General features: G+C 38.5%; 18 protein-coding genes. 10 read left to right on the top strand and 8 right to left on the bottom strand.

Features of this window, described 5'->3' with window-relative positions; all coding sequences use genetic code 11:
* Positions 1-289: 289 nt before the first annotated feature.
* Entirely contained in the window at positions 290-1,816 is a 1,527-nt protein-coding gene (gene lysS, locus F994_RS01385) for a lysine--tRNA ligase (protein WP_004648217.1), read from the bottom strand.
* A 444-nt stretch (positions 1,817-2,260) separates the two neighbouring features.
* On the opposite strand from lysS, the gene F994_RS01380 reads away from it, so the two are divergent.
* Positions 2,261-2,764, top strand: a complete 504-nt coding sequence (locus F994_RS01380) for a YqiA/YcfP family alpha/beta fold hydrolase (RefSeq protein ID WP_004648216.1) — start codon at positions 2,261-2,263, stop codon at positions 2,762-2,764.
* A gap of 42 nt (positions 2,765-2,806) precedes the next feature.
* On the opposite strand, the gene F994_RS01375 is transcribed toward F994_RS01380, so the two are convergent.
* Complete coding sequence (locus F994_RS01375) at positions 2,807-3,349, bottom strand: adenine phosphoribosyltransferase (RefSeq protein WP_004648215.1); 543 nt, start codon at positions 3,347-3,349, stop codon at positions 2,807-2,809.
* A gap of 532 nt (positions 3,350-3,881) precedes the next feature.
* On the opposite strand from F994_RS01375, the gene rubA reads away from it, so the two are divergent.
* The 5 genes from rubA (at position 3,882) to F994_RS01350 (ending at position 8,346) form a co-directional block, all read left to right on the top strand.
* The gene (gene rubA / locus F994_RS01370; RefSeq protein WP_004648213.1) at positions 3,882-4,046 is read left to right on the top strand and encodes a rubredoxin RubA; all 165 of its coding nucleotides are present in this window, start codon (positions 3,882-3,884) and stop codon (positions 4,044-4,046) included.
* Between the two features lie 69 nt (positions 4,047-4,115).
* Positions 4,116-5,294, top strand: coding sequence for a rubredoxin reductase RubB (gene rubB / locus F994_RS01365; protein ID WP_004648212.1), 1,179 nt, complete (start codon positions 4,116-4,118; stop codon positions 5,292-5,294).
* A gap of 55 nt (positions 5,295-5,349) precedes the next feature.
* A complete protein-coding gene (gene estB / locus F994_RS01360; protein WP_004648211.1) occupies positions 5,350-6,294 on the top strand; it encodes an esterase EstB in 945 nt (314 codons plus the stop codon).
* Positions 6,295-6,300: 6 nt separating this feature from the next.
* A complete protein-coding gene (gene oxyR / locus F994_RS01355; RefSeq protein WP_004648210.1) occupies positions 6,301-7,206 on the top strand; it encodes a LysR family transcriptional regulator OxyR in 906 nt (301 codons plus the stop codon).
* Between the two features lie 546 nt (positions 7,207-7,752).
* Entirely contained in the window at positions 7,753-8,346 is a 594-nt protein-coding gene (locus F994_RS01350) for a response regulator (RefSeq protein WP_212749463.1), read from the top strand.
* Between the two features lie 91 nt (positions 8,347-8,437).
* Here F994_RS01350 and ppk1 read toward each other — a convergent pair whose 3' ends face one another.
* Both ppk1 and mtgA read right to left on the bottom strand, forming a co-directional pair.
* Complete coding sequence (gene ppk1, locus F994_RS01345; RefSeq protein WP_004648208.1) at positions 8,438-10,519, bottom strand: polyphosphate kinase 1; 2,082 nt, start codon at positions 10,517-10,519, stop codon at positions 8,438-8,440.
* A gap of 420 nt (positions 10,520-10,939) precedes the next feature.
* Positions 10,940-11,614 carry a monofunctional biosynthetic peptidoglycan transglycosylase gene (gene mtgA / locus F994_RS01340; RefSeq protein ID WP_004648206.1) on the bottom strand — a complete coding sequence of 225 codons (675 nt, stop codon included), beginning with the start codon at positions 11,612-11,614 and terminating at the stop codon, positions 10,940-10,942.
* Between the two features lie 79 nt (positions 11,615-11,693).
* On the opposite strand from mtgA, the gene F994_RS01335 reads away from it, so the two are divergent.
* A complete protein-coding gene (locus tag F994_RS01335) occupies positions 11,694-12,506 on the top strand; it encodes a rhomboid family intramembrane serine protease (protein WP_004648205.1) in 813 nt (270 codons plus the stop codon).
* A 33-nt stretch (positions 12,507-12,539) separates the two neighbouring features.
* On the opposite strand, the gene F994_RS01330 is transcribed toward F994_RS01335, so the two are convergent.
* Positions 12,540-14,999 carry an ABC transporter permease gene (locus F994_RS01330; protein WP_004648204.1) on the bottom strand — a complete coding sequence of 820 codons (2,460 nt, stop codon included), beginning with the start codon at positions 14,997-14,999 and terminating at the stop codon, positions 12,540-12,542.
* A 1-nt stretch (position 15,000) separates the two neighbouring features.
* Entirely contained in the window at positions 15,001-15,729 is a 729-nt protein-coding gene (locus F994_RS01325; protein ID WP_004648203.1) for an ABC transporter ATP-binding protein, read from the bottom strand.
* Between the two features lie 56 nt (positions 15,730-15,785).
* Between F994_RS01325 and F994_RS01320 the strand changes: the two genes are divergently transcribed.
* Positions 15,786-16,370 carry an arylesterase gene (locus F994_RS01320; protein WP_407636531.1) on the top strand — a complete coding sequence of 195 codons (585 nt, stop codon included), beginning with the start codon at positions 15,786-15,788 and terminating at the stop codon, positions 16,368-16,370.
* A gap of 34 nt (positions 16,371-16,404) precedes the next feature.
* Here the strand turns inward: F994_RS01320 and F994_RS01315 are convergent, their stop codons facing one another.
* On the bottom strand, positions 16,405-17,019 hold the full coding sequence (locus tag F994_RS01315; protein WP_004648201.1) for a carbonic anhydrase: 615 nt from the start codon (positions 17,017-17,019) through the stop codon (positions 16,405-16,407).
* A 315-nt stretch (positions 17,020-17,334) separates the two neighbouring features.
* Here F994_RS01315 and F994_RS01310 point away from each other — a divergent pair, with 315 nt between their 5' ends.
* Together F994_RS01310 and F994_RS01305 are read left to right on the top strand one after the other, a co-directional pair.
* Complete coding sequence (locus F994_RS01310) at positions 17,335-18,363, top strand: alpha/beta fold hydrolase (protein WP_004648200.1); 1,029 nt, start codon at positions 17,335-17,337, stop codon at positions 18,361-18,363.
* Between the two features lie 14 nt (positions 18,364-18,377).
* Positions 18,378-19,385: a hypothetical protein gene (locus F994_RS01305; RefSeq protein ID WP_004648199.1), complete on the top strand. Its 1,008-nt coding sequence runs from the start codon at positions 18,378-18,380 to the stop codon at positions 19,383-19,385.
* Positions 19,386-19,423: 38 nt separating this feature from the next.
* Here the strand turns inward: F994_RS01305 and F994_RS01300 are convergent, their stop codons facing one another.
* Positions 19,424-21,436 (bottom strand): ligand-gated channel protein, encoded by a 2,013-nt coding sequence (locus F994_RS01300; protein WP_004648197.1) that lies wholly within the window; start codon positions 21,434-21,436, stop codon positions 19,424-19,426.
* Positions 21,437-22,017 lie beyond the last annotated feature (581 nt).

Raw genomic sequence — 22,017 nt, 5'->3', positions numbered from 1 at the left:
GCAAAGATAAGAATTATTTAAGATAAGATGGAGTCATGCATTATTGCATCAAGGTAAAATATAGCAAAAGCAAATCGTTATATTTTTAATCTACTGACTACTCTACTCTTTGGAGCTTAATCCAACAAAAATATTGAGAAATACTCAAACAGAATATGATTGCTGATATCCCAAGATATTTTTCTTATATAAACATTGAACAGTATTTGTAACTCTTAGGCTACTTTAAATAGTCGAGGAAAATACCAGTCAAGTCTCAACTGACTGGTATTCACTCTCATTTTAAGACTTAGTTTTTATGACGCATGTGAGGGAATAAAATCACATCACGGATACTTGCTGCATCAGCAAATAACATCACCAAACGGTCAATACCAATCCCCTGACCCGCTGTTGGAGGAAGACCATATTCAAGTGCTTCAATGAAGTCAGCATCGTAATGCATCGCTTCATCATCACCTGCATCTTTCTCTTCAACTTGCGCTTGGAAACGTTCTGCTTGGTCAATTGGATCATTTAATTCTGAGAAACCATTTGCCAATTCACGACCACCAATAAAGAACTCAAAACGATCGGTAATGTGTGCATTATGATCATTACGGCGCGCCAATGGTGAAGTTTCCGCTGGATATTCGGTAATGAATGTTGGTTGGCGAAGTTTAGTTTCCACAGTTTCTTCAAATACGATGGTTTGAAGTCGACCTAAACCAAAACTCGGTTTTACTTTTTCTTTCAATTCTTCTTGAATAAATTTAGCCAAAAATTCACGGTCAGCCACATTCTCTGGCGTGAGGTTTGGATTATGTTCAAGAATGGCATCAAACATCGAAATTTTCTTGAATGGCCCTTTAAAGCTAAACACTTCACCTTGATAAGGCACATCGGTCGAACCCAAAATATCGAGCGCTAATTTTTCCAGCATATTTTCAGTCAAAGCCATCAAGTCTTTGTAATCTGCATACGCTTGATAGAATTCGATCATGGTGAATTCAGGGTTATGGCGCGTCGAAACACCTTCGTTACGGAAGTTTCGGTTAATTTCAAATACGCGTTCAAAACCACCAACCACTAGACGTTTTAAGTAAAGCTCAGGGGCAATACGTAAATACAATGGCATATCAAGTGCATTATGGTGTGTTTCAAACGGACGCGCAGATGCACCACCCGGAATCACATGCATCATTGGCGTTTCAACTTCCATGAAACGTTGTTCAGTTAAAAATGCACGCATACCCGCAACGACTTTAGCACGAATTTCAAACGTTTTACGTGTCTCGTCGTTCACCATCAAATCAAGATAGCGTTTACGATACTTCATTTCGGTATCGTTTAAACCATGGAATTTATCTGGAAGTGGACGCAGTGATTTGGTTAAAAGTTCGAAGTGTTCAATATGAACATAAAGATCGCCTTTACCAGAACGGCCAATATAACCTTCAACTGCGATAATATCGCCAAGGTCTAAACCTTTAATAGTTTCAAGTACTTGTGGATCTAACTCTTTACGTGCAACATAAAGTTGAATACGACCAGTCATGTCTTGGATCACGATGAATGAACCACGGTTCAACATCACACGACCTGCAACTTTTACATAAACTTTTTCACCAGCTTCAATTTCTTCTTTAGACTGATCAGCGAATTGATCTTGTAAATCTTGAGCGTAATGTTCACGCTTAAAGGTATTCGGCCAAGGACTAGTGCCCTTTTCCTTAGCATGTTTTTCAATATGCTTTAACTTGGCATGACGCTGTGCAATTAAATCGTTTTCGGAAATTTGTTGTTCAGAAGTCGATTGAGCGTTAGGTTGCGTCATCTCTGCCTCGTATATGTGTAAAAAACGGAAGTTGCATAGCATAGCAGATTCAGTAAAAATTTCGTATGACTTATTGCCAAACAAAACTATTGATTTACTCAAAACAACTTCCTTTCATTCATCTTTTTAACCTCCGGCCAATTGTTTGACCCGTTCAAAACCCTTTTTACATGCAGTATCCATCATTATTTGTTTTTGAATACTCATCATATTTTATTTATGCAAAAAACATATACAAAGAACAAGGGGATTAATTTCATATTTTTAATGGATAATTTATTTTGTAAATTTCTTGATACTCGTTTTTTCAAATTTTTTCTTAGACCAAAAGCTAACTTCTTTGTTTACCAGAGTCCCTTACAATGATTGAGGCAAAATAGTTGAAAAGGAAACTATTCAACTCTTTCTATCTTTGTAAATAAAGACAGAGTGAACGATAAAATAATGAGTACATGTACTTCAAAAATCTTATTTTTGCATGGACTAGATTCTTCTCGTGAATCAACCAAATTCCATGCCATTGATGCCAACCATAAGTATTGCATTGATATCGATTATCGCAATCTTACTTTTCAAACTGTCGCCAATTTTTATCACGACATTATTACCAAAATTAAGCCTGAAATATTAGTGGGGCACAGCTTAGGTGCTTATTGGGCACTCAAAATGTCAGCCTTACACAAAATTCCAGCAATTATTGCCAACCCAAGTCTCAACCCAAATTTTCGTGAAGACTATCCACCGATTGCCGAAGATGATCTTGAACATGAGATTGCTCAAATTGCTTATTTAGAGCTAGGTGATGAAGTGCTGGATATGTATGCAGTGAAAGAGCAACTCGAACCTTATATGCTTGTTCAAGCTGTTGAAGGTGGACATCACCGTTTAGCCAGCCCTGAAAACTTAAATGATTTAATTCAACATCTACACATACATTTTTTGAAGTAAAAAGCCTTGGATTAACCAAGGCTTTGTATCATTTATGATCGATTATGCAACAGCTTGTTGTGGCTGAGTTTTATCATCTAACACAGACCAAACAGTCAGCCCCAAATCAGCATGTAGGTCAGGTAAATCTAGGAAAATACTGGCACCCAAAAGTTCATGGTTACATTTATCCACCAATTGTTTCACTGCTTTTAAAGTACCGCCTGTTGCCAAAACATCATCCACAATAATAATTTTTTGCGGCTCAATTTCAGCAGACATTTCTAAACGATCCATACCATATTCTAAGCTGTAGCCTACTCCAACTACTGGTGGCGGTAACTTACCCGCTTTACGAACCAGTAATAGACCTTTGCCTAAACGCTGTGCCAACAAGCTCGCAAGAACAAAACCACGGGCTTCAACAGCAACAAAACTATCGACTTCTTGCAACTTTTCAGCAGGAATACTGGCAATTAACGCATCTGTTAATAGCTCAATATTACTCATAAATAATGGTGTCAAATCAAAGAAACAAATCCCCGGTTTAGGGAAATTTTGGACAGTACGAATTTTAGACCACAAAGTAGTAGACAGATTGCTCATGGGGAGAAAAGTAATTTAAAAGAGAATATGTCAATTTTAGCGCTTTATGCACTGAATGACCAGTAAACAACCACCCGAAAAATACAGCCAAACATAAAACTAGCACATAAGCATATGATTTTATTATGTTCATTTTTTAAATAAATAATAGGTATAAATTTACCCAATTATAAAATAACAAATCCGGTATTCTTTTTCTCCTCGACCTTAGTCTAGAGACTGACTTTTAAACTTAAAAAAGTTATCTAAATCTTTGCATACACCTTTTATTCACCGCTATTTAAAGACTTATATTTAGTTCATATTGTTAAACAAAAATGATATTTCAGCATTTTTATGACAAGTTTTGTCCTCATCTGCAATTCTGCTTTCAAATTCACTCACTAAACTCAGATATTTGCTTTACATTAACGCTAGAACTGCGTAAAAATTTGCTTGAATATGTACATTGAAAGTCATATCACTAGAGTCAAGCTGTATATGGATTTTTACTGACTTAACTTTTTAAAAAGTCAGTGCTTTGGAGAGTCAAATGAAAAAGTATCAATGCATCGTTTGTGGATGGATTTATAACGAAGCTGAAGGTTGGCCACAAGATGGTATTGTCGCAGGCACGAAATGGGAAGATATCCCAGATGATTGGACATGCCCAGACTGTGGTGTATCAAAAGTTGATTTTGAAATGATTGAAATCTAATCATTGATACAAAAGACCATAACGCATGGTCTTTTTTTACATCTTTTAGAAAACCGTTTGGAGAAAACTATGCACCCTATCGTCATCATTGGTTCAGGTATGGCCGGTTATACCGCAGCACGTGAGTTTCGTAAGCTAAATCCCGAGCATGAGCTGGTCATGATTTGTGCAGATGATGCGGTAAACTATGCCAAACCCACGCTGTCAAATGCTTTGGTGGGTAACAAAGCGCCAGAACAAATTGCTTTGGGTGATGCCATTAAAATGAGTGCTCAACTGAAGATGCGTATTGAAGCGCATACTTGGGTCAAAGAAATTCAGTCCGAACAACATCAACTGATTTTAGAAAAAGACGGACAACAAAGTACTCAGCCCTATTCGAAACTGGTTCTCGCTGTTGGCGCAAATCCAGTTCGCTTAGCCATTGCTGGCGATGGTAGTGATGACATTCATGTGGTTAACAATTTGAATGACTACAAAACTTTCCGTAAAAATTTGGCTATACGTCAAGACAAACGTGTCGTGATTTTAGGTGCAGGTCTAATTGGCTGTGAATTTGCCAATGACTTACAAAACACCGAGCATCAAGTGACAGTGATTGATTTAGCGTCAAGACCTTTAGGACGTCTTATTCCTGAATATGTGGCGGCTTCGTTCCAAGAAAAATTAGAAGAAATTGGTATTCACTTTGTATTGGGTACAACGGTTGAAAAAGTCATTAAAGTTGAAAATGGCGACTATCAAATTACCCTAGCTAATGGTCAGTCTGTCATTGCAGACATTGTACTTTCTGCGATTGGTTTGCAACCCAACGTAGAGTTAGCCAAAGCAACCAATATTGCTTGTAGCCGTGGAATCTTGACCAATGGCCTTTTAGAAACCAATCAAGCCGATATTTATGCGATTGGTGACTGTGCAGAAGTCAATGGTTTACTGCTCCCTTATGTGATGCCAATCATGCAACAAGCCCGTGCTTTAGCGAAAACCTTAAATGGTGACAACACGCATGTTCACTATCCTGCAATGCCTGTTGCCGTTAAAACACCTACCGCGCCACTGACTGTACTTCCAGCACCGATTGACGTCGATGTCACGTGGGAAACAGAAGAACTCGAAGATGGCATGATTGCAAAAGCGCTAGATAGTCAAAATACCTTACGTGGTTTTGTGCTCTTGGGTGCAACCGCAGCCAAACAACGTTTAAGCCTAACTAAATTAGTACCTGACTTGATTCCTGTAGCAGTTTAAGGTTTTAATACAAAGGATATTTTTTCAAAAAAATGTCCTTTTTAGGAAAATAACAATGAATAGTGCACTTACATTCACGGGCTCTCCCTATACTTCTTTTATGCATGAAACCAAAGTCACTTTAAGCAATGGTATTGAGCTGCATGTCGAAATAGGTGGACAACCCGAACATCCTGCAATCATGCTGATTATGGGTTTAGGTGCGCAACTGTTATTCTGGCCTGATTTTTTCTGTAAATCACTCATCGACCAAGGTTATCGAGTCATTCGTTTTGACAATCGAGATATTGGATTGTCTTCAAAAATTCGTCATTCAGGGCCACGACTAAATACATTCAAACTTATGGGCCGCTTTGCTTTAGGTTTAGAAAACCAAGGCGCACCGTATAATTTATATGATATGGCAGAAGATGCGGCATTATTAATTGATCATTTAGAACTTGATAACGTCTCGGTGCTCGGAGCTTCGATGGGCGGGATGATTGCGCAAATTCTGGCAGCAAAACACCCTCAAAAAGTCAGCAACCTAGGGCTGATGTTTACCAGTAACAATCAACCGTTACTGCCACCACCCTTTCCAAAACAACTTTTAAGCCTGATTGGCAAACCTGAATCTACCGACGAAGATGGTATTGTGAATCATAGTGTAAAAGTATTTAATATTATTGGTTCACCCGGATATATCAACCAAATTGAAATTATTCAGACCGCACGCAAGTTATATCAGCGAAGTTATTATCCAGCGGGTGTACTTCAACAATTTTTAGCAATATTATGTACGGGTTCTTTGCTACAATTGGGTAAGCAAATTCAGCAACCTACCCTCGTGGTACATGGCTCTCGGGATCGTTTACTTCCACCGAGTCATGGCAAAGCAGTTGCAAAGGCAATTACAGATGCTAAGTTTGAATTAATTGATGGAATGGGGCATGATATGCCTCCGCATTTTATTCCATATCTTAGCGGATTATTTGCTGATCACTTTAAATCAAAACATTAGGACACTATGGCTGCATTACCATCTTTAAGACAGCTGTCATATCTCGTTACACTGTCTGAAACGCTGCATTTTACTGAAGCTGCGCGTCGTTCATTTGTGACCCAATCGACTTTGTCAGGCGGGATCATGGAGTTAGAGCGCTTGTTAGGTGGAGTACTCGTTGAACGCGACCGCCAAAATGTACGTTTAACTCCGCTAGGCGAGCAGGTTGTTGCCCGAGCCCGTGTTCTATTGGCAGATGCACAAGACTTGATGCGTTTAAGTCGTGAGATGAGCGAGCCTTTAACTGGTGATCTACATTTGGGGATCATCCCAACCATTGCACCTTTTATTTTGTCGAAACTTTTAGATGAAGTACATAAACAACTTCCTAAAATTCAATTGCATTTGCACGAAGCACAAAGTGAAAAAATTGTCGAAAAACTAGAACATGGCAATCTTGATATGATTGTTTTGGCTCTACCTTTTGATACACGTGGCTTAAAAGTTGCTGAAATCGCAAAAGAAAACCTTTATTTGGTCTGTAATAAATCAGACCAAAATGCGAATAATGCAAACTCTTTAGATGACTTAGACCTATCGCGTTTAGTCTTACTTGAAGAAGGTCATTGTCTACGAAATCATACTTTGAGTGCTTGTCCAATTGGCGAACGTAAAAATGATCATCGCTTAAAAGCAAGTTCATTGCCAACATTAGTAGAAATGGTTTCTTCAGACTTAGGCTTTACCCTACTGCCTGAAATTGCCATTCATACCAATATGATTAAAGCAAATCCAGAATTAGTGGTCAAAGCGATTGAGGCAGCACCAAGTCGTACCCTTGCATTGGTCACGCGTAAAAGCACTCCATTGCAAAGTGAATTTGATGTACTGTTGCAAATCTTTCAAAAAATCACCAAAAATCTTCACTAAAAAACCATCTATATATTAAAAGGAGCGATGGCTCCTTTTTTTATGTTCAATTTTTTATCCTCCATGTTCACCTAACAGTAATAAATCCACGGGATGTAAACTCAAAACGTTATTCGTGTTTTTTTTTAGATAAAAAAATAGCTTATCTATACAGATAAGCCATTCAAGGTAAAAATAAATTATGACTCCATAGAGCAATAATTTATTAGATTCCCGATGAGTTGAAGTACTACTATTAGCCAGACTAATAAGAAGTGCTGTCATAGTAGAAGGTTCAATCTGTTTTTTATATCCCTATAAATAGGGATTTCCTAATTGCCCAAAACTACTCTACTGCAAACAAAAATAGCTTAAAATAAGAACACAATAAATATACATTTTTTAAATATGTATTATTCAACAAACACTTAAGTTTACCTAAAATCTTATAAATTACCAATTTCTTGGGATAGCACTTTAATTCGCTTTATAGCAAAGTGACTCAATAAAATAGAAAACCATTGTGAGAAATGCCTAGTGGGTGAACTAACGTTACCTGTTCCTATTATGATGATAAAGGACCAACCAACTTTTAATCATCTATCAGAGAGTATACTCATTCGGTTAGGTTATCCTACAGAATTAATGATTCATAGCCATGACCTCATTGAAGCTGAACAATTATTACAACAACATTTACCCAATTTAATCTTGATTGATTTACGTCTTGATCAGTCAGAAAAAATTTCATTTATAAGAAAAATAAAAAAAGTTCATCCAGATGCACATATTATTGTGGTCTTAGCCCAGCAAGAGACGCCTTTACTGTTTGCAGCAATTCAAGCCGGTATACAAGGCTATATTTTTTATGAGCACACTGAAGCAGAAATTTTCAATCACATTAAAACTATTCTGCGTGGTGGAGCACCCATCCATGACGCTTTAGCACAGTATATTTTGTCGCATCAACTTCGCTTTCATAAAACCCTATCAACAACTAAAATAAACCAACCCATACAGCTAACAGCGATTGAACATGACATTTTAAATTTAATCTCAGATGGGCTTAGTCCACAGCAAATTGCACAACAGATTACTGTGCCCTTATATAAAATCGAAGGTCATATTAGAAATATTTATCAAAAAATTACCTATTTATAAAATAATCCTCATCCTTTTTCAGCTCACAACCAACATCGAGATAAAACAAAAGAGTCCGAAGACTCCTTTGTTTTATGGATTTTTGAGGAAATTATTTAATCAAGCCTAATAAAATTCTTTGCGCATTATGTGGCGCTTGACCTGCCGCAACTTGGGCACGCACCCACGTTCCATCACCTTGCAATAACCATGCTTGTTGATTATCTTGTAAATAAGTGAATAAACCTTGCTGATAAATACGTTTTTTCAGCGCTGGATCTTCAATGGGGAAACACGCCTCAACACGATTAAATAAATTACGATCCATCCAATCGGCACTTGAGCAGTAAATTCGAGCATTGCCATTATTACCAAAGTAATAAACACGAGTATGCTCTAAAAAACGTCCGACAATTGAACGCACTCGAATATTTTCTGAAAGCCCTGGCAAACCCGGACGCAAGCAGCAAATAGAACGAATAATTAAATCAATCTGTACCCCTGCTTGAGATGCTTCATACAACTTGTTAATCAGCTGCATTTCAGTTAAAGCATTCACTTTGACAATGATTTGTGCAGGCTTACCCGCTTTGGCATTGGCAATTTCTTCATCAATATAATTCACAAGTTGCGCATGTAAGGTAAATGGCGCATGTAGAAGTTTTTTCAACTTCGCCATTTTCCCCATACCTGTCAATTCTTGAAAAATACGGTGTACATCTTCACACAGCTCTTTATCTGTGGTGAGCAACCCATAGTCGGTATAAATACGCGCATTGCCTGCATGATAGTTACCTGTACCTAGATGCACATAACGCACAAGCTTGTTATTTTCACGGCGTACCACCAAAATCATTTTGGCATGGGTTTTATAACCCACAATGCCATAGACCACCACAGCACCCGCTTCTTGCAGTACATTTGCCACTTCAATATTCGACTCTTCATCGAAACGGGCACGCAACTCAATGACTGCGGTGACTTCTTTACCATTGCGCGCAGCTTCCGCCAGCACTTGCACAATTTCAGAATCTGGACCACTACGATACAAAGTTTGCTTAATCGCAAGCACTTGCGGATCACGTGCAGCTTCACGCAATAAATTAATCACGGGTGCAAATGATTCAAAGGGATGATGTAACAGAATGTCTTGTTTCTGCATAGCAGAAAAAATATTTTCAGATTTTTTTAGAACTTTTGGAATAATTGGCGTATGTGAATCATAACGTAAATGTGGACGTTTAAAATTCGAGAGTAATCGTGCAAGATTAACTGGACCATCTACTTTATAAAGTTGCTCTTTTTCAAGATCAAATTCATCGAGTAAATACTCATAAATATGTTCAGGGCAATTGTGGGTCACTTCTAAACGTACCGCACGACCAAAACGGCGTGAGTTCAATTCACCTTTCAATGCTTTAGCTAAGTCTTCAACATCTTCATTTAATGCCAAATCTGCATTACGCGTTACACGAAATTGATAGCAACCAGTCGCCGTCATACCGGGGAACAAATCAGACACATGTTCATGAATGATGGCAGACAACATAACATGATGCTCTTTGCCATCGGTCAATTCATCGGGTAAACGTACCACGCGAGGTAATGAACGCGGTGCTGGAACAACGGCTAAATCAATTTGACGACCAAAGGCATCTTTCCCTTCCAAAGTCACAATAAAGTTTAAACTTTTATTCACCAAACGTGGAAATGGATGGGCTGGATCAAGGCTAATTGGAGTCAGAACAGGAGCAACTTGTTCTTGGAAATACTTCTTAATCCAAGCAGACTGAGCAGGTGTAAGCTCACCACGACGTAAAAAACAGATGTCTTCTTCACGCAGTTTCGGCAAAATTGTTTCATTTAAAATACGGTATTGGCGTTCAATTGCTGCGTGTGCTGTTTTAGAAATACTATCCAGCACTTGTTTTGGGGTTAAACCATCAGGGCTACGACTTTCATTGCCTAAATCAAGTTGCTCCATCAAACCGGCAAAACGGATTTCAAAAAATTCATCCAGATTACGGGAAAAAATAAGCAAGAAATTCATGCGATCAAGCAAAGGATGCAGAGGATCAACCGCCTGTTCTAATACACGAAGATGAAAATCTAGAATAGAAAGTTCACGGTTAATATAGCGATCATTATATGTATATTCTATTTGTGTAGGAGATGGGTCTGCTGCAGTATTCATACCTAACCTATGCTTGTTCTAAAGTAATTCATATCTATCTAAGTATGCTTCAAAATTGTGACAATTTCATAAAAAAAAGCCCAATAATTTATAATGCTGATCAGTTAAGGGATTTTACAATGAACGCCTTAACTTTTTAGTTATTCACGACGGAGTCTTATCGCTTTAAATCAAATTTTTGGAGCTCGTTTGTTCTTTTTTTTGCCAAAAGAACCAAAAGCATTTGTCATCCGCAAAACTCGTCAAATACCTTTTATTGATCAATTCATCGCAGAAACCTTACTTTTCAAAGTAGTCTTGCCTCGAACAGTTGCGGATGACGTTTACGTGTATCGAATAACATCATGAATTTTAAAAAATGCCAATCAATCTCTTAACTAACTGGCATTACAATACTTTGGGCTTTTTTACAGTAAAGAATTAAGGAATATGGCTATAACGCATATATTTTTGAATCATCCGTTTACGATACTTTAATTTTCGATCGTCACGATGGTCTTGATAATATTTTGGATTCGGTAAAATCGCAGCTAAGAAAGCCGCCTGTTCACGCGATAAATTTTTCGAACTTTTACCAAAATAATGCTGTGTTGCGGCTTCCACACCATAAATATTTTCGCCAAACTCAACTGAGTTTAAATATACTTCTAAAATTCGTTCTTTTGACCAAACCCGCTCCATCATCCATGTGGCAACCGCTTCCTGACCTTTACGCAAAAATGAACGCTTATTATATAAAAATAGATTTTTTGCCAATTGCTGTGAAATCGTTGAACCACCGGCAACGACTTTACCTTTATCTTTATTACGCTCTAAGGCGAATTGCATACCGGCCCAATCAAAACCGTTGTGTTGTAAAAACTTACCATCTTCTGCTGCAACTACCGCATGTTTCAAATAGTCACTGATTTGATCATAATCACGCCATTCATGTTTGATTGGCTTAGAAGGTTCAGACCAATAATCTATCCGCATCATCATGGTGGTTTCAACCGGATGAGTTCGCCACCAGACCAGACTTGTAAAAATCCAAAGTTGTACTAAAAGTACCAAACTGACAAGTATTAACAAACTACGAACAATAAAAGCTTTCATGTCAGTGAGTTACTCCAAAATATCTATTTTTTCATGCTAAGCTTGAAGCTGAATATAGCAAAGATTATAAAAGAATAGCATGGCTGAACTTTCACCTCCCTCAATTCGAAGTAAACCCGAGGTTCACCTTTGGTGGCTGACTGCACTTTTTATTGCCATTAATGTCAGTTTATTTCTCTGGCAAGTGCTCACAGGGGTAAATATTAGCAGTCCCAGTCTTGTCGATGCTATTCATTGGGGCGCTGATTATGCACCTTTAACCTTTTTAGAGGAACCCACTCGCCTGTTTACCAGCATGTTTTTTCATTTTGGCTTCATTCATCTCATGCTAAACATGTGGGCACTCTATATTTTTGGCAGTGTCGCTGAGCAGCTTTTTGGTCGGTTTTATTATTTAGGTATGTATATTTTTGCAGGTCTTATGGGCAGCTTGCTCAGTGGCTTGATCGACACTCAAAACACTTTTGAGCTGCTTCAAAGCCAAAACCCTGAACTTTTTCCAACCGTCAGTGCGGGTGCTTCTGGTGCGGTAATGGGGATTGGTGGCGCATTGACTGTTTTATCCTTATTTCCGATTTTACCCAAGCAACGCTTTATTTTAGATAAAAAAACTTTGGTCATGGTGATGGGCATTAACTTGTTGATTGGCTTTACCATGCCGGGGATTAATAATGCGGCCCATATTGGCGGCATGCTGATGGGCGCTATATTGGCGATTATTTGGTACATGGGACAACGGATACATAAACCGAATTTAGGCATTTATCTGGGCTTAGTTGTGGGCGCAGTGACCTGTTATTTATTTTATGATTACTGCATGCAACAAGTTCAAATCCTTGAACCGATTTGGCGCCAAATTCTTAGCGCTATGCGCGCACAACTTCATTTTTAACATAAATAAATCACCTACTTCAGATGAGAGAGATCATTGATTGATCTCTCGCAAACTTTGTAAAGGTGGAATATCACAGAGATAACTTAAGCGATAACGTCCAATCAAGGCACACAGTAAGGTCATCAGAATCGGTAAAATTAGCCAAATTTCCCCATGTGCCTGAATTGCCAAATTCATTTTATAACTCGCAATGGCACTAATCACTTCTGCAAACAGACAAGAAACTACACCGGCCACAAATCCAATAAAACCAATCTCCAAACTCATCATTTGTTTTAACTTTTGTTTAGAACTACCAAATGAACGTAGCAAAGCCACTTCACGTTTGCGTTCATCCATCAATAAATTCAAGCAGGCAATAAGCACTAAAATACCTGACACACTCACCAACAACGCCAAAATGGTAATAATTTGCACCAAGACATTTACTAAGCGTTTAACTTCATCCAAGATCAAGCTGACATCAATAAAAACCGTATTGGAAAATTGCTGAATCACAGGAACCAATTGCTTTTTATCCTGTTCTGGCACATAAAAACTGCCTAAATAACTGCCTGCATTTTCATCCATGGTTTTGGGTGCAAAAATAAAGAAAAAATTAGGACTAAAGCTTTCCCATTCCACACTACGCAAGTTAATGACTTTGGCGTGAACTAACCCTTCTGGCAAGCTAAAGGTCAGCCGATCACCGATTTGAATCCCCAGTTCTTCCGCAGTTTTGACTTCTACAGATACATCACCGACTTGTTTCAGTGCTGCGCTGCCCTGCACTATTTTATTGTCAGTCGGATATTCTGTGGTTTGAGTTAAATTTAATTCACGGCGTAAAGAATTATTGTTTTTCAGCAATTGCTCTGCAAAGGGCTGATCATTTTTCGCCACCAATCGCCCACGGATATTGGGATATAATGGTGTACTCTGCCACCCCTGTTGTTCAAGCTTCGCTTTGAATACAGGCATATCAAACGGCGGTAAACCGTAAACAAATTGATTGGGTGTGCCTTCAGGTAATTGTTGCTGCCAACGCTCCAACAAATCGGTTCGTAACACCGCCAAGACGGTAATTAAACTTAAACCCAGTGCCAAAGCAGTAATTTGAAAAGCAGTTTGATAAGGCGCACGCACATAAGCTGAAATGGATATTTTTAAGCTTTTGATTAATTTCAGCCCACCCCAAATCAGCATATACAGTACCGTACACAGTAAAATAATCGCACCAATCACCCAAGCAGTGAGTACAATATTTTCAGTCAGTACAATACTAAACGACACCAAACTTGCCGTGCCCATCAGTAGCATCCACAGCATCGACTGCACAGATTTTTCTTGCTGACGAATGACCCGAATAGGCGGTGTATTCAGCAGTTGCCATAAACTTGGCACAATAAATCCAAGCAACACTACGGCGCTGGTCAGCATTGCGATAGGTAGTGGTCCAAGCAACAAATCCAACACAGAAAATTGAATTTGCAGATGCGGAATCAACTGTAGCATCAGTTGTAACAAGCCATAGCCGAGTGAAACTCCCGCTAAACTGCCAATCGCCATTGCAACCATTAAAACCACGCTCAATAAAGCTAAATATGCGTTAAGAATCTGAGCCTTCGTTGCGCCAATACAACGCATGAGCGCAATATAGTCCTGATTTTGTTGTACATAGCGCTGACTGGTTAAAGCAATCGCAATACCACACAACAAAATAGTCAAAATATTGGTCAGTTGTAAGAAGGTATCTAAATTGGCTATCGGCTTCATTAAACGAGTATTGCCCTCGCTGGCATTGCGTAACCTAAGGCTGGGTTGTTCATTTTCGCTTGGCGTTTGAGCAGCTTGCTGCAATTTGAAATTTTGTTCAAATTGCTTGGTTTGCCCTGCCGTACCCGCCATCAATAAACGATATTCAACCCGACTGCCAACTTGAATGGCATGGGTTCGAGCAACATCAGCTTGGGAAATAATTACCGTAGGAGAAAAACCTGAAAAGCCCAATTCTTGATTGGAATCATGTTCAATTTGAGCCGTGACTTTAAAGGTTGCATCGGCAATATTGACCGTATCACCAACTTTGACATGCAATAAATCCAGAGCACGAGCGCTGAGCCAAACTTGCCCTGCTTGAATTTTGTCTGCTGTTGGCACAACCCGAATGTCTCCACGTAAAGGAAAGGCATCATCAATAGCTTTGACATTCACCATCACAAATTGCTCATGGGTATGTGCCATTGAACTAAATGTGGTGACTTTAGATTGTTGTAACGCGAATTGGTTTGCTTGGTCTTGCCATTTTTTTTCTAGTGGCTGATTGTCGCTCAGAACCAAATCCGCTGCTAACATTTCTGCGGCTTGTAGTGCCACGGCATTTTGAATTTGTTCATTGCTAAATTTTAGTGCTGTGGTCGCACTAATTGCCAAAACCAGAGCAATAATCAGTAAGTAAACACCGCTACTTTTAAAACTTTGTTTGAGTAACGGTTGAAATAGAGGGTTCATTTCAGTCCTCACCGTTACGATGTTCAATTAAATGGCCATCTAACAATTCAAAATGACGCTGGCATTGTTCAGCCAGTTTTGGATCATGTGTCACCAAAACCAAGGTTGTCCCCAATTCACGATTCAGCTGAAATAATAATTGCTCAATCTCTTCGGCTGTTTGTGTGTCTAAATTACCTGTCGGTTCATCGGCAAAAATAATTTGCGGATCACTAATTAAAGCTCGCGCAATCGCAACTCGTTGCTGCTCACCACCGGAAAGGACTTTGGGCGTTTGTGTCGCTTGTCGTTCTAAACCTACTTTTTTCAGCAACGCTAAGGCTTTTTTTTCAGCTGCTGCAAAATTAAAATTCTGTTGTAAGCGCAGTGGCAACATCACATTTTCAACTGCCGTTAAATGCGGTAGCAGTTGAAAAGATTGAAAAACAAATCCAATATGTTTTAAACGCACCAAAGCACGTTGTTCTTCGTTTAATTCAGCAATCGATTCTCCACAAACTGTTAATTTTCCTGCACTGGCTTGATCTAGCGTGGCTACAATTCCAAGCAAGGTCGATTTTCCCGAACCCGAACGCCCCGTAATTGCCACTTGCTCACCCGCATAAATTTCAAAATTTAAATTTTCAAAAATGCGTAGTTCTTTTTGTGCAATTTTGATCTTTTGTGTCAGTTGCTGTGCAGAAATAATCACTTGTGGCATGATGCAATGATCGTGAGTAACTTGGGTCATAATATCTCTATATGCAAAATCGCAATTTAAAAATTCGTGGAATTTCTTACTTGGCGATGTTCAGCCTGTGTCTTATTCCAGCCGTGGTTTCTGCTAAAACCATTATGATTGTGGGGGACAGTATTAGCGCAGCATATGGCATGCAAGCAGAACAAGGTTGGGTCTATTTATTACAAAAGCGTTTAGACCAACAGTATCCGAAAAAACATAAAGTGGTCAATGCCAGTGTGAGTGGTGAAACCAGCAGTGGTGCTGTAGCACGTTTGCCGAAATTATTACAAACTTATAAACCACAAATTGTCGTGATTGAATTGGGTGGGAATGATGGTTTACGTGGTCAATCGCCACTTTTAATTCAAAAGAACCTTGCCAATTTAATTCAACAAAGTCAGCAAGCCAAAGCGACGGTGGTTGTTTTGGGCATGAAAATCCCACCCAATTACGGCACGGCTTATAGTCAAGCTTTTGAAAAAAATTACAGTATTGTCAGCCAACAATACAAAGTGAAATTGATGCCCTTCTTTTTAACAGGCGTTGCAGGCAATAAAAACCTGATGCAATCCGATCTGGTTCACCCGAATGCAAAAGCACAAAGCATTTTACTGAACAATGCTTATCCCTATATAAAAGGCGCTTTATAAGCGCCTTTTATGAATCATTGAAATTTATTTGATTTTAAAAATCAAAGAACAAAACTTCACCTGTTTCTAAAGAATATTCTGCCCCAACCACTTTTAACTTACCTTTAGCAATCAGGTTTTCCAGTACAGCAGAACCATGACGCAACTGATTCACCGATGCAAAAACATTTGAGCGTACCGCATGTTTGCATAGTTTAGCCAAATCATCCTTCAATTCTGTCTGCAACAACGTTTCAACCGATGGGCGCACGCGATTTACAATTGACATTAAGTTTTGTGATGGTGGACTGGCAGGATTCATCAATGTATCAATCGTGGCTTGAATAGCTCCACAATGACTGTGACCTAAAACGACGACCACTGCGCAATCATAACGTTCAGCAGCAAATTCAACACTACCAACCTGAGAAGGTGCAACCACATTGCCTGCGACACGAATCACAAATAAATCGCCCAGTCCCTGATCAAAGACCATTTCAGCAGGAACACGCGAGTCAGAGCAGCCTAAAACGATAGCAAACGGGTTTTGGTCTTCCGCCATTTCTGCACGGTCCTGATGGCTCAGTTGTTTATGATGGGTCGTTTCGCCAGATACAAAACGTTGGTTACCAATTTTAAGACGTTCTAAAGCTTCTTGAGCTGTTAGCATTTCTTTCCCACCAGAATGTTTTGAAGTTACAGCATTTTAATCTCTGTAAAAATGAAAGTCACTTGCAAAAAGAATGACTGTTTAGTTTATAAGGACCTTATCAGATCTTTTATTTCACATGAAAAATGAATCTAGTTCACATTTCTCAGCTTTCGAGCTACCTAATTCAACAAACAATACAGTGACATTTTCTTAATAATACTTACAATAAGCTATAGACATTTCTAGAAAAATAAAATGCAGTCTAAATTTAGATTATTTTTATCATGTCCTCTATAAATATTATCGTCATGAACACATTAAGGATAATGATCAATGATAGCGCCACACTCGATTTTATCTCGCATCTTAACCGCGATGTGTTTAGCACTTGCAGTCAGTGTGCCTCATTTTTCATATGCAGCAAGCAATACAGTGAGCGATGTACCGCTTTCTTTACAGAGTTATTTCGCCAAAGAACGTAATGCAGCAGGCTTACACAGTAAAAGTATAAAAATTGATGATATTACTTGGAGCTATAGCGAAGGCGGTTCCAGCAATAAACCTGCTGTATTACTCATTCATGGCTTGGCAGGAAATCGTGACAATTGGAATGGTGTGGCACATTTTTTAACGCCTTATTACCATGTGATTATTCCAGACCTGCCAAGCAATGGCGAAACCAAAGTTGCAGACAATTTTGATCTCTCTGTGCCGAATGTGACAGAACGCTTACGTCGCTTTGTTGAAGCAATTAACGTCGAAACTAAACTAAATATTGCAGGACATTCATTGGGCGGATCGATTGCAACCGTCTATGCCTCACAGTATCCCTTCGATACGCAAAGTTTATTTTTACTCAACAGTGCAGGCATTTATAAACAAGCCAATACAGCCTACACCAAAGATCCCTATTTTTTAAAAAATTTGATTGTTTCTAAACCGGGTGATTTAGAAGATGTGCTCAGCCAAGTCATGCAAACACCACCCGAATTACCGCTTTACTTTAAAAAAGCACAAGAAAAAATGCTGATTTCACAATCCTCACAAACCCGTAAAATGATTGATCAAATCGTGACACTGAATCGTATTTACACCCCGGAATCATTTGCCCGTCTGACACGCACCATTGAAGCCCCGACACTGATTCTTTGGGGCAAGCAAGATAAAATTATTAATGTTGAAGCAGCAAGTGAATTACAGTCATTATTGAAGCGTGCAGAAACGCCTGTGATTTTAAACAATGTCGGGCATATGCCGATTTTAGAAGCAGAACAACAAGTGGCTTTACACTATTTACCTTTTCTAGCAAAAACCCAAAAGCTAAAGAACCCACTTGCTGATAAACTCATCCCTTTAAATTAGCTTGCAGAAACAGTATGCAGAAACAACCGATGATTGAGCAATTAATAGATGCTCATCTTGACTTTTTAGCGCAAGAGTTTTCGCATGCTGCCACCATTCAAAGCGAATTTCTAAATTTTTATCATTGGTTTAGAAAGCAAACTTTGCAGGATATTTGGTCATTTGAACACATCAATGCCCTATTACAAAAGCAAATTTTAGCCACACCTGCGAGCCCTGTTCTGATTGAGCAAATTGCTGAACATCTTCGTTTTGCTTTAATTCATCCTGCCAATGAAAACACGCTAATTGCAGATGTAATCCCTGTAATTACTGTCGATAAAATTGCCCAATATGTGGCAAGTAAAAGTGCTCATCGTCAGCGTTTAATTAAAACTGTGGTGAATAGCCCTGCCTTTTCAGCCATGATTACCCAATTAATTCAGCACTCTATTCAAGATTATTTAGATAATTCTGTCATGGCTAAACGCATGCCGGGTATGTCCAGTTTTATGAAAATGGGCAAATCTGTTTTAGAAACGGTCACAGATTCCAACTTAAATGACACCATCGGACATTATTTACAAAAAAATATTTTGAAACTGAGCCAAATGAGTGAGCATGTTCTCAATCAACATTTTGATGATGACAAGCTGTATCATTTTCAGGCCAATCTTTGGCATAAAATTAAAGATATGCCTTTAACCGTCTTGAAGAACTATATTGAAATTCAAGACCTTCCCAATACTGTCAGTTTAGGGCATGAAATTTGGGATCATATCCGCCAAACAGAATATTTAAAACAACAAGTTCATGATGGTGTTTATGCTTGGTATGTCCGTAATCAAGAACGTAGTTTTGACCTATTGCTGCGTGATTTAAATATTGATGAAGCGCTTATTCAACAGGAATTACAGCATTTATTGGCACCTGTAATGCAAAATTTAGTTTCCTCTGAATATTTACGTGAGCGTGCCAGAGCGTATTTAGAGAAATTTTATTATGCTGAAACAGCGCAGAAAATTTTAAATATTCAGGCATAAAAAAAGCCGCTAATGCGGCTTTTTTTATAATTCGTAGATTAAAATGTATAGATCAGCCCAAGATTATAACGACGTCCATCTAAGACATAATCATATGTTTCAGTGTCAATTTCTTTATCTAGCAGATTATAAACTCCTGCCATAACTTGAATATTTTGTACAGGCTTATAATTTACACCAACATCCACCATCGTATAAGCTGGCTTTCCTTTAGCCATCGTGGTACGACTTAAGTAGTCGGAAGTTTTACTACGATAGTTTAAACGACTCCATACATCAAACTGATCATTCAACTCCCAATCCACTGTAGTATTAAACATGTGTTTTGGCATTTCATTTAATGGTTTACCTTTATTGATCCCACTTTTTTGTTCAGTATCCGTAAAAGTATAATTAGTATTTAAATTTACATTGGCAAGCAACTGCCAACCCAAAGTCACCTCAGCACCGCGCATATTGGCCTTATCTACATTTTCTCTTAAGCTAACGAAGTCAAAGTTTTCGCCTAACCATGGACATGCACCAGAACCTGAAGGTTTATCACAGTTACGAATTTCAGTGATTTTATCTTTGAATTCACTGTTAAATAAAGTTAAGCCTGCATTTAAATTATCATTGTTATCCCAGTTGAAAGACACTTCATAGTTAATACTTTTTTCTGGTTTTAAATCAGGATTCCCAACAATAACACCATTACTTTGTCCACCACCAGTGATCTGCCCCCATTCAGCAACGGTCGCTCTTAAAGCAGGTGTTTTATAACCAGTCGATACACCACCTTTAATAATCCACTCATCATCCAAAGTCCATACACCATAGACTTTTGGACTCAAGTGATCACCAAATTTTTCATCTTTATCCAAACGCAAAGAACTAGTGAGGATAAATGAATCTAGCAGTTGCCAGTTATCTTCTGCAAACAATGCCCAGCTATAACGGTCTAAGTTAGATAAAATCTTACCATTGACTTTGAGCTGATTGCCCTGATCCTCTAACTCTTCTTTTAAGTACATACCACCAAAACTTAAATCATGCCGACCCAATTTAATCTGATTAATCGTATTGAAAGTGGTATTCGTTGCTTCCATGTTTCGAGAAGGATTTTCATTTTCCTCTCGTTGAATATAGGAATGGGTTTTGACTGCACCCACTTCACCGCGGTGGGTTAAACTGTATTCTGTTCGATAATAATCAGTAAATGAGTTGGTTGGATAAACACCATTTTTATTGGGCACATTTGCAATCGTTTTTCCAACCGTTCCATCACGGTTTTGAATAGAACGCTGATATTCTAGATCAATAGTATGCTGGTCATTAGGCGTCAGGCTCAATGTTGCTCCACCTGCACGCATTTTCTGTTTTTTATAACCACCTGTAATCTCATCTTCCTGACGCTGTGAAAAAAGTCCATTGGCTTTTAAACCTAATAGATTTTCAATCAACGGACCAGAAATATAGGCATTTGCTTGATAGATATTGCCTGAATCACTATTTTCCTGAATGGTAGTGTCCAGTTTTATAGAACCCGACCAAGTTGAAGCTATTTTTTTAGTGATGATATTAATCACGCCGCCCATCGCATCTGAACCATATAGTCCAGACATTGGACCGCGAATCACTTCAATGCGTTCAATCGATTCAATTCCGGGTAACCAACCTTGTTCAATACCAGAGTTATCACTGTTTGGACGCACAGAGCGAGTATTGACCTTTTTACCGTCTACCATAATCACGGTATAGGCGCTTCCCATACCGCGTAGACTAATATCACTTGAACTACCGCCACCTGTCACCACAACCCCTGGGACATCCTTTAAAGCATCTGTAACATCACGGTATGCTTTTTTATTAATTTGTTCTTGAGTCAATACTGAAATGGATGCTGCTGCCTGTTTCACATCCTGCTCAAAACCACTAGCGGATACCACAATAGTTTCTAATTTAACGGGCTCAGAAACAGGCGATATTTTTTCTTCATTTGCATAGGTAAATGAAGCGATAGTAGACAAAATTGAGAGAGATAATGCAGATCGAATAATACGCTTGGTCATTCAAGGTCCCCAAGTGGCAAATAGTGGATAAGTATTGCAATTTTCGTTGCACAGTGTAACAAAAAGTAATCACATTGCAATCAATATTGATAATTATTATCATTAAGTTTTGTGTTTATGGCTAGGTTTTAAACAAGATTAGCGATTTTCATCATCAATTTAAGTTTGACCGATATGTTCTCTGCACAATCTAAAACTGAGTTCTGCTCAAAAAATTATGCTTATTTTCTGCATAAAAAATGCCATAATTAGTAATGCCATTCAGTTAAGAAATTGACTGGATTTTTTATTTTAAATTCATGATGTTATTCGATACGCGGAAACGTCATCCGCAACTGTTCGAGGCAAGACTACTTTAGAAAAGTACAGTTTCTGCGATTTATTAATCAATAAAAAGTATTTGGCGAGTTTTGCGGATGACAAATGCCTTTGATTACTTTGGGCTTATCCAAAGTAATAGATGAGCTCTAAGTATTTGATCTAAAAAATATAAGACTCCGTTGTGAAGAACTAAAAAGCTAAGGAGTTTATTACAAAACTCCTTAGCTGATCAGCATTATCCATAATTGGAGGTTTTCCTA

Source organism: Acinetobacter bohemicus ANC 3994, assembly GCF_000367925.1.
Classification (GTDB): Bacteria; Pseudomonadota; Gammaproteobacteria; order Pseudomonadales; family Moraxellaceae; genus Acinetobacter; species Acinetobacter bohemicus.
The sequence above is the reverse complement of the archived record's forward strand: the minus strand, read 5'-3'. Positions and strand labels throughout refer to the sequence as shown.

Coding starts and splice junctions, on each gene's coding strand:
- lysS (WP_004648217.1), bottom strand. CDS start 1,816: ATGACGCAACCTAACGCTCAATCGACTTCTGAACAACAAATTTCCGAA.
- F994_RS01380 (WP_004648216.1), top strand. CDS start 2,261: ATGAGTACATGTACTTCAAAAATCTTATTTTTGCATGGACTAGATTCT.
- F994_RS01375 (WP_004648215.1), bottom strand. CDS start 3,349: ATGAGCAATCTGTCTACTACTTTGTGGTCTAAAATTCGTACTGTCCAA.
- rubA (WP_004648213.1), top strand. CDS start 3,882: ATGAAAAAGTATCAATGCATCGTTTGTGGATGGATTTATAACGAAGCT.
- rubB (WP_004648212.1), top strand. CDS start 4,116: ATGCACCCTATCGTCATCATTGGTTCAGGTATGGCCGGTTATACCGCA.
- estB (WP_004648211.1), top strand. CDS start 5,350: ATGAATAGTGCACTTACATTCACGGGCTCTCCCTATACTTCTTTTATG.
- oxyR (WP_004648210.1), top strand. CDS start 6,301: ATGGCTGCATTACCATCTTTAAGACAGCTGTCATATCTCGTTACACTG.
- F994_RS01350 (WP_212749463.1), top strand. CDS start 7,753: ATGATGATAAAGGACCAACCAACTTTTAATCATCTATCAGAGAGTATA.
- ppk1 (WP_004648208.1), bottom strand. CDS start 10,519: ATGAATACTGCAGCAGACCCATCTCCTACACAAATAGAATATACATAT.
- mtgA (WP_004648206.1), bottom strand. CDS start 11,614: ATGAAAGCTTTTATTGTTCGTAGTTTGTTAATACTTGTCAGTTTGGTA.
- F994_RS01335 (WP_004648205.1), top strand. CDS start 11,694: ATGGCTGAACTTTCACCTCCCTCAATTCGAAGTAAACCCGAGGTTCAC.
- F994_RS01330 (WP_004648204.1), bottom strand. CDS start 14,999: ATGAACCCTCTATTTCAACCGTTACTCAAACAAAGTTTTAAAAGTAGC.
- F994_RS01325 (WP_004648203.1), bottom strand. CDS start 15,729: ATGACCCAAGTTACTCACGATCATTGCATCATGCCACAAGTGATTATT.
- F994_RS01320 (WP_407636531.1), top strand. CDS start 15,786: ATGTTCAGCCTGTGTCTTATTCCAGCCGTGGTTTCTGCTAAAACCATT.
- F994_RS01315 (WP_004648201.1), bottom strand. CDS start 17,019: ATGCTAACAGCTCAAGAAGCTTTAGAACGTCTTAAAATTGGTAACCAA.
- F994_RS01310 (WP_004648200.1), top strand. CDS start 17,335: ATGATAGCGCCACACTCGATTTTATCTCGCATCTTAACCGCGATGTGT.
- F994_RS01305 (WP_004648199.1), top strand. CDS start 18,378: ATGCAGAAACAACCGATGATTGAGCAATTAATAGATGCTCATCTTGAC.
- F994_RS01300 (WP_004648197.1), bottom strand. CDS start 21,436: ATGACCAAGCGTATTATTCGATCTGCATTATCTCTCTCAATTTTGTCT.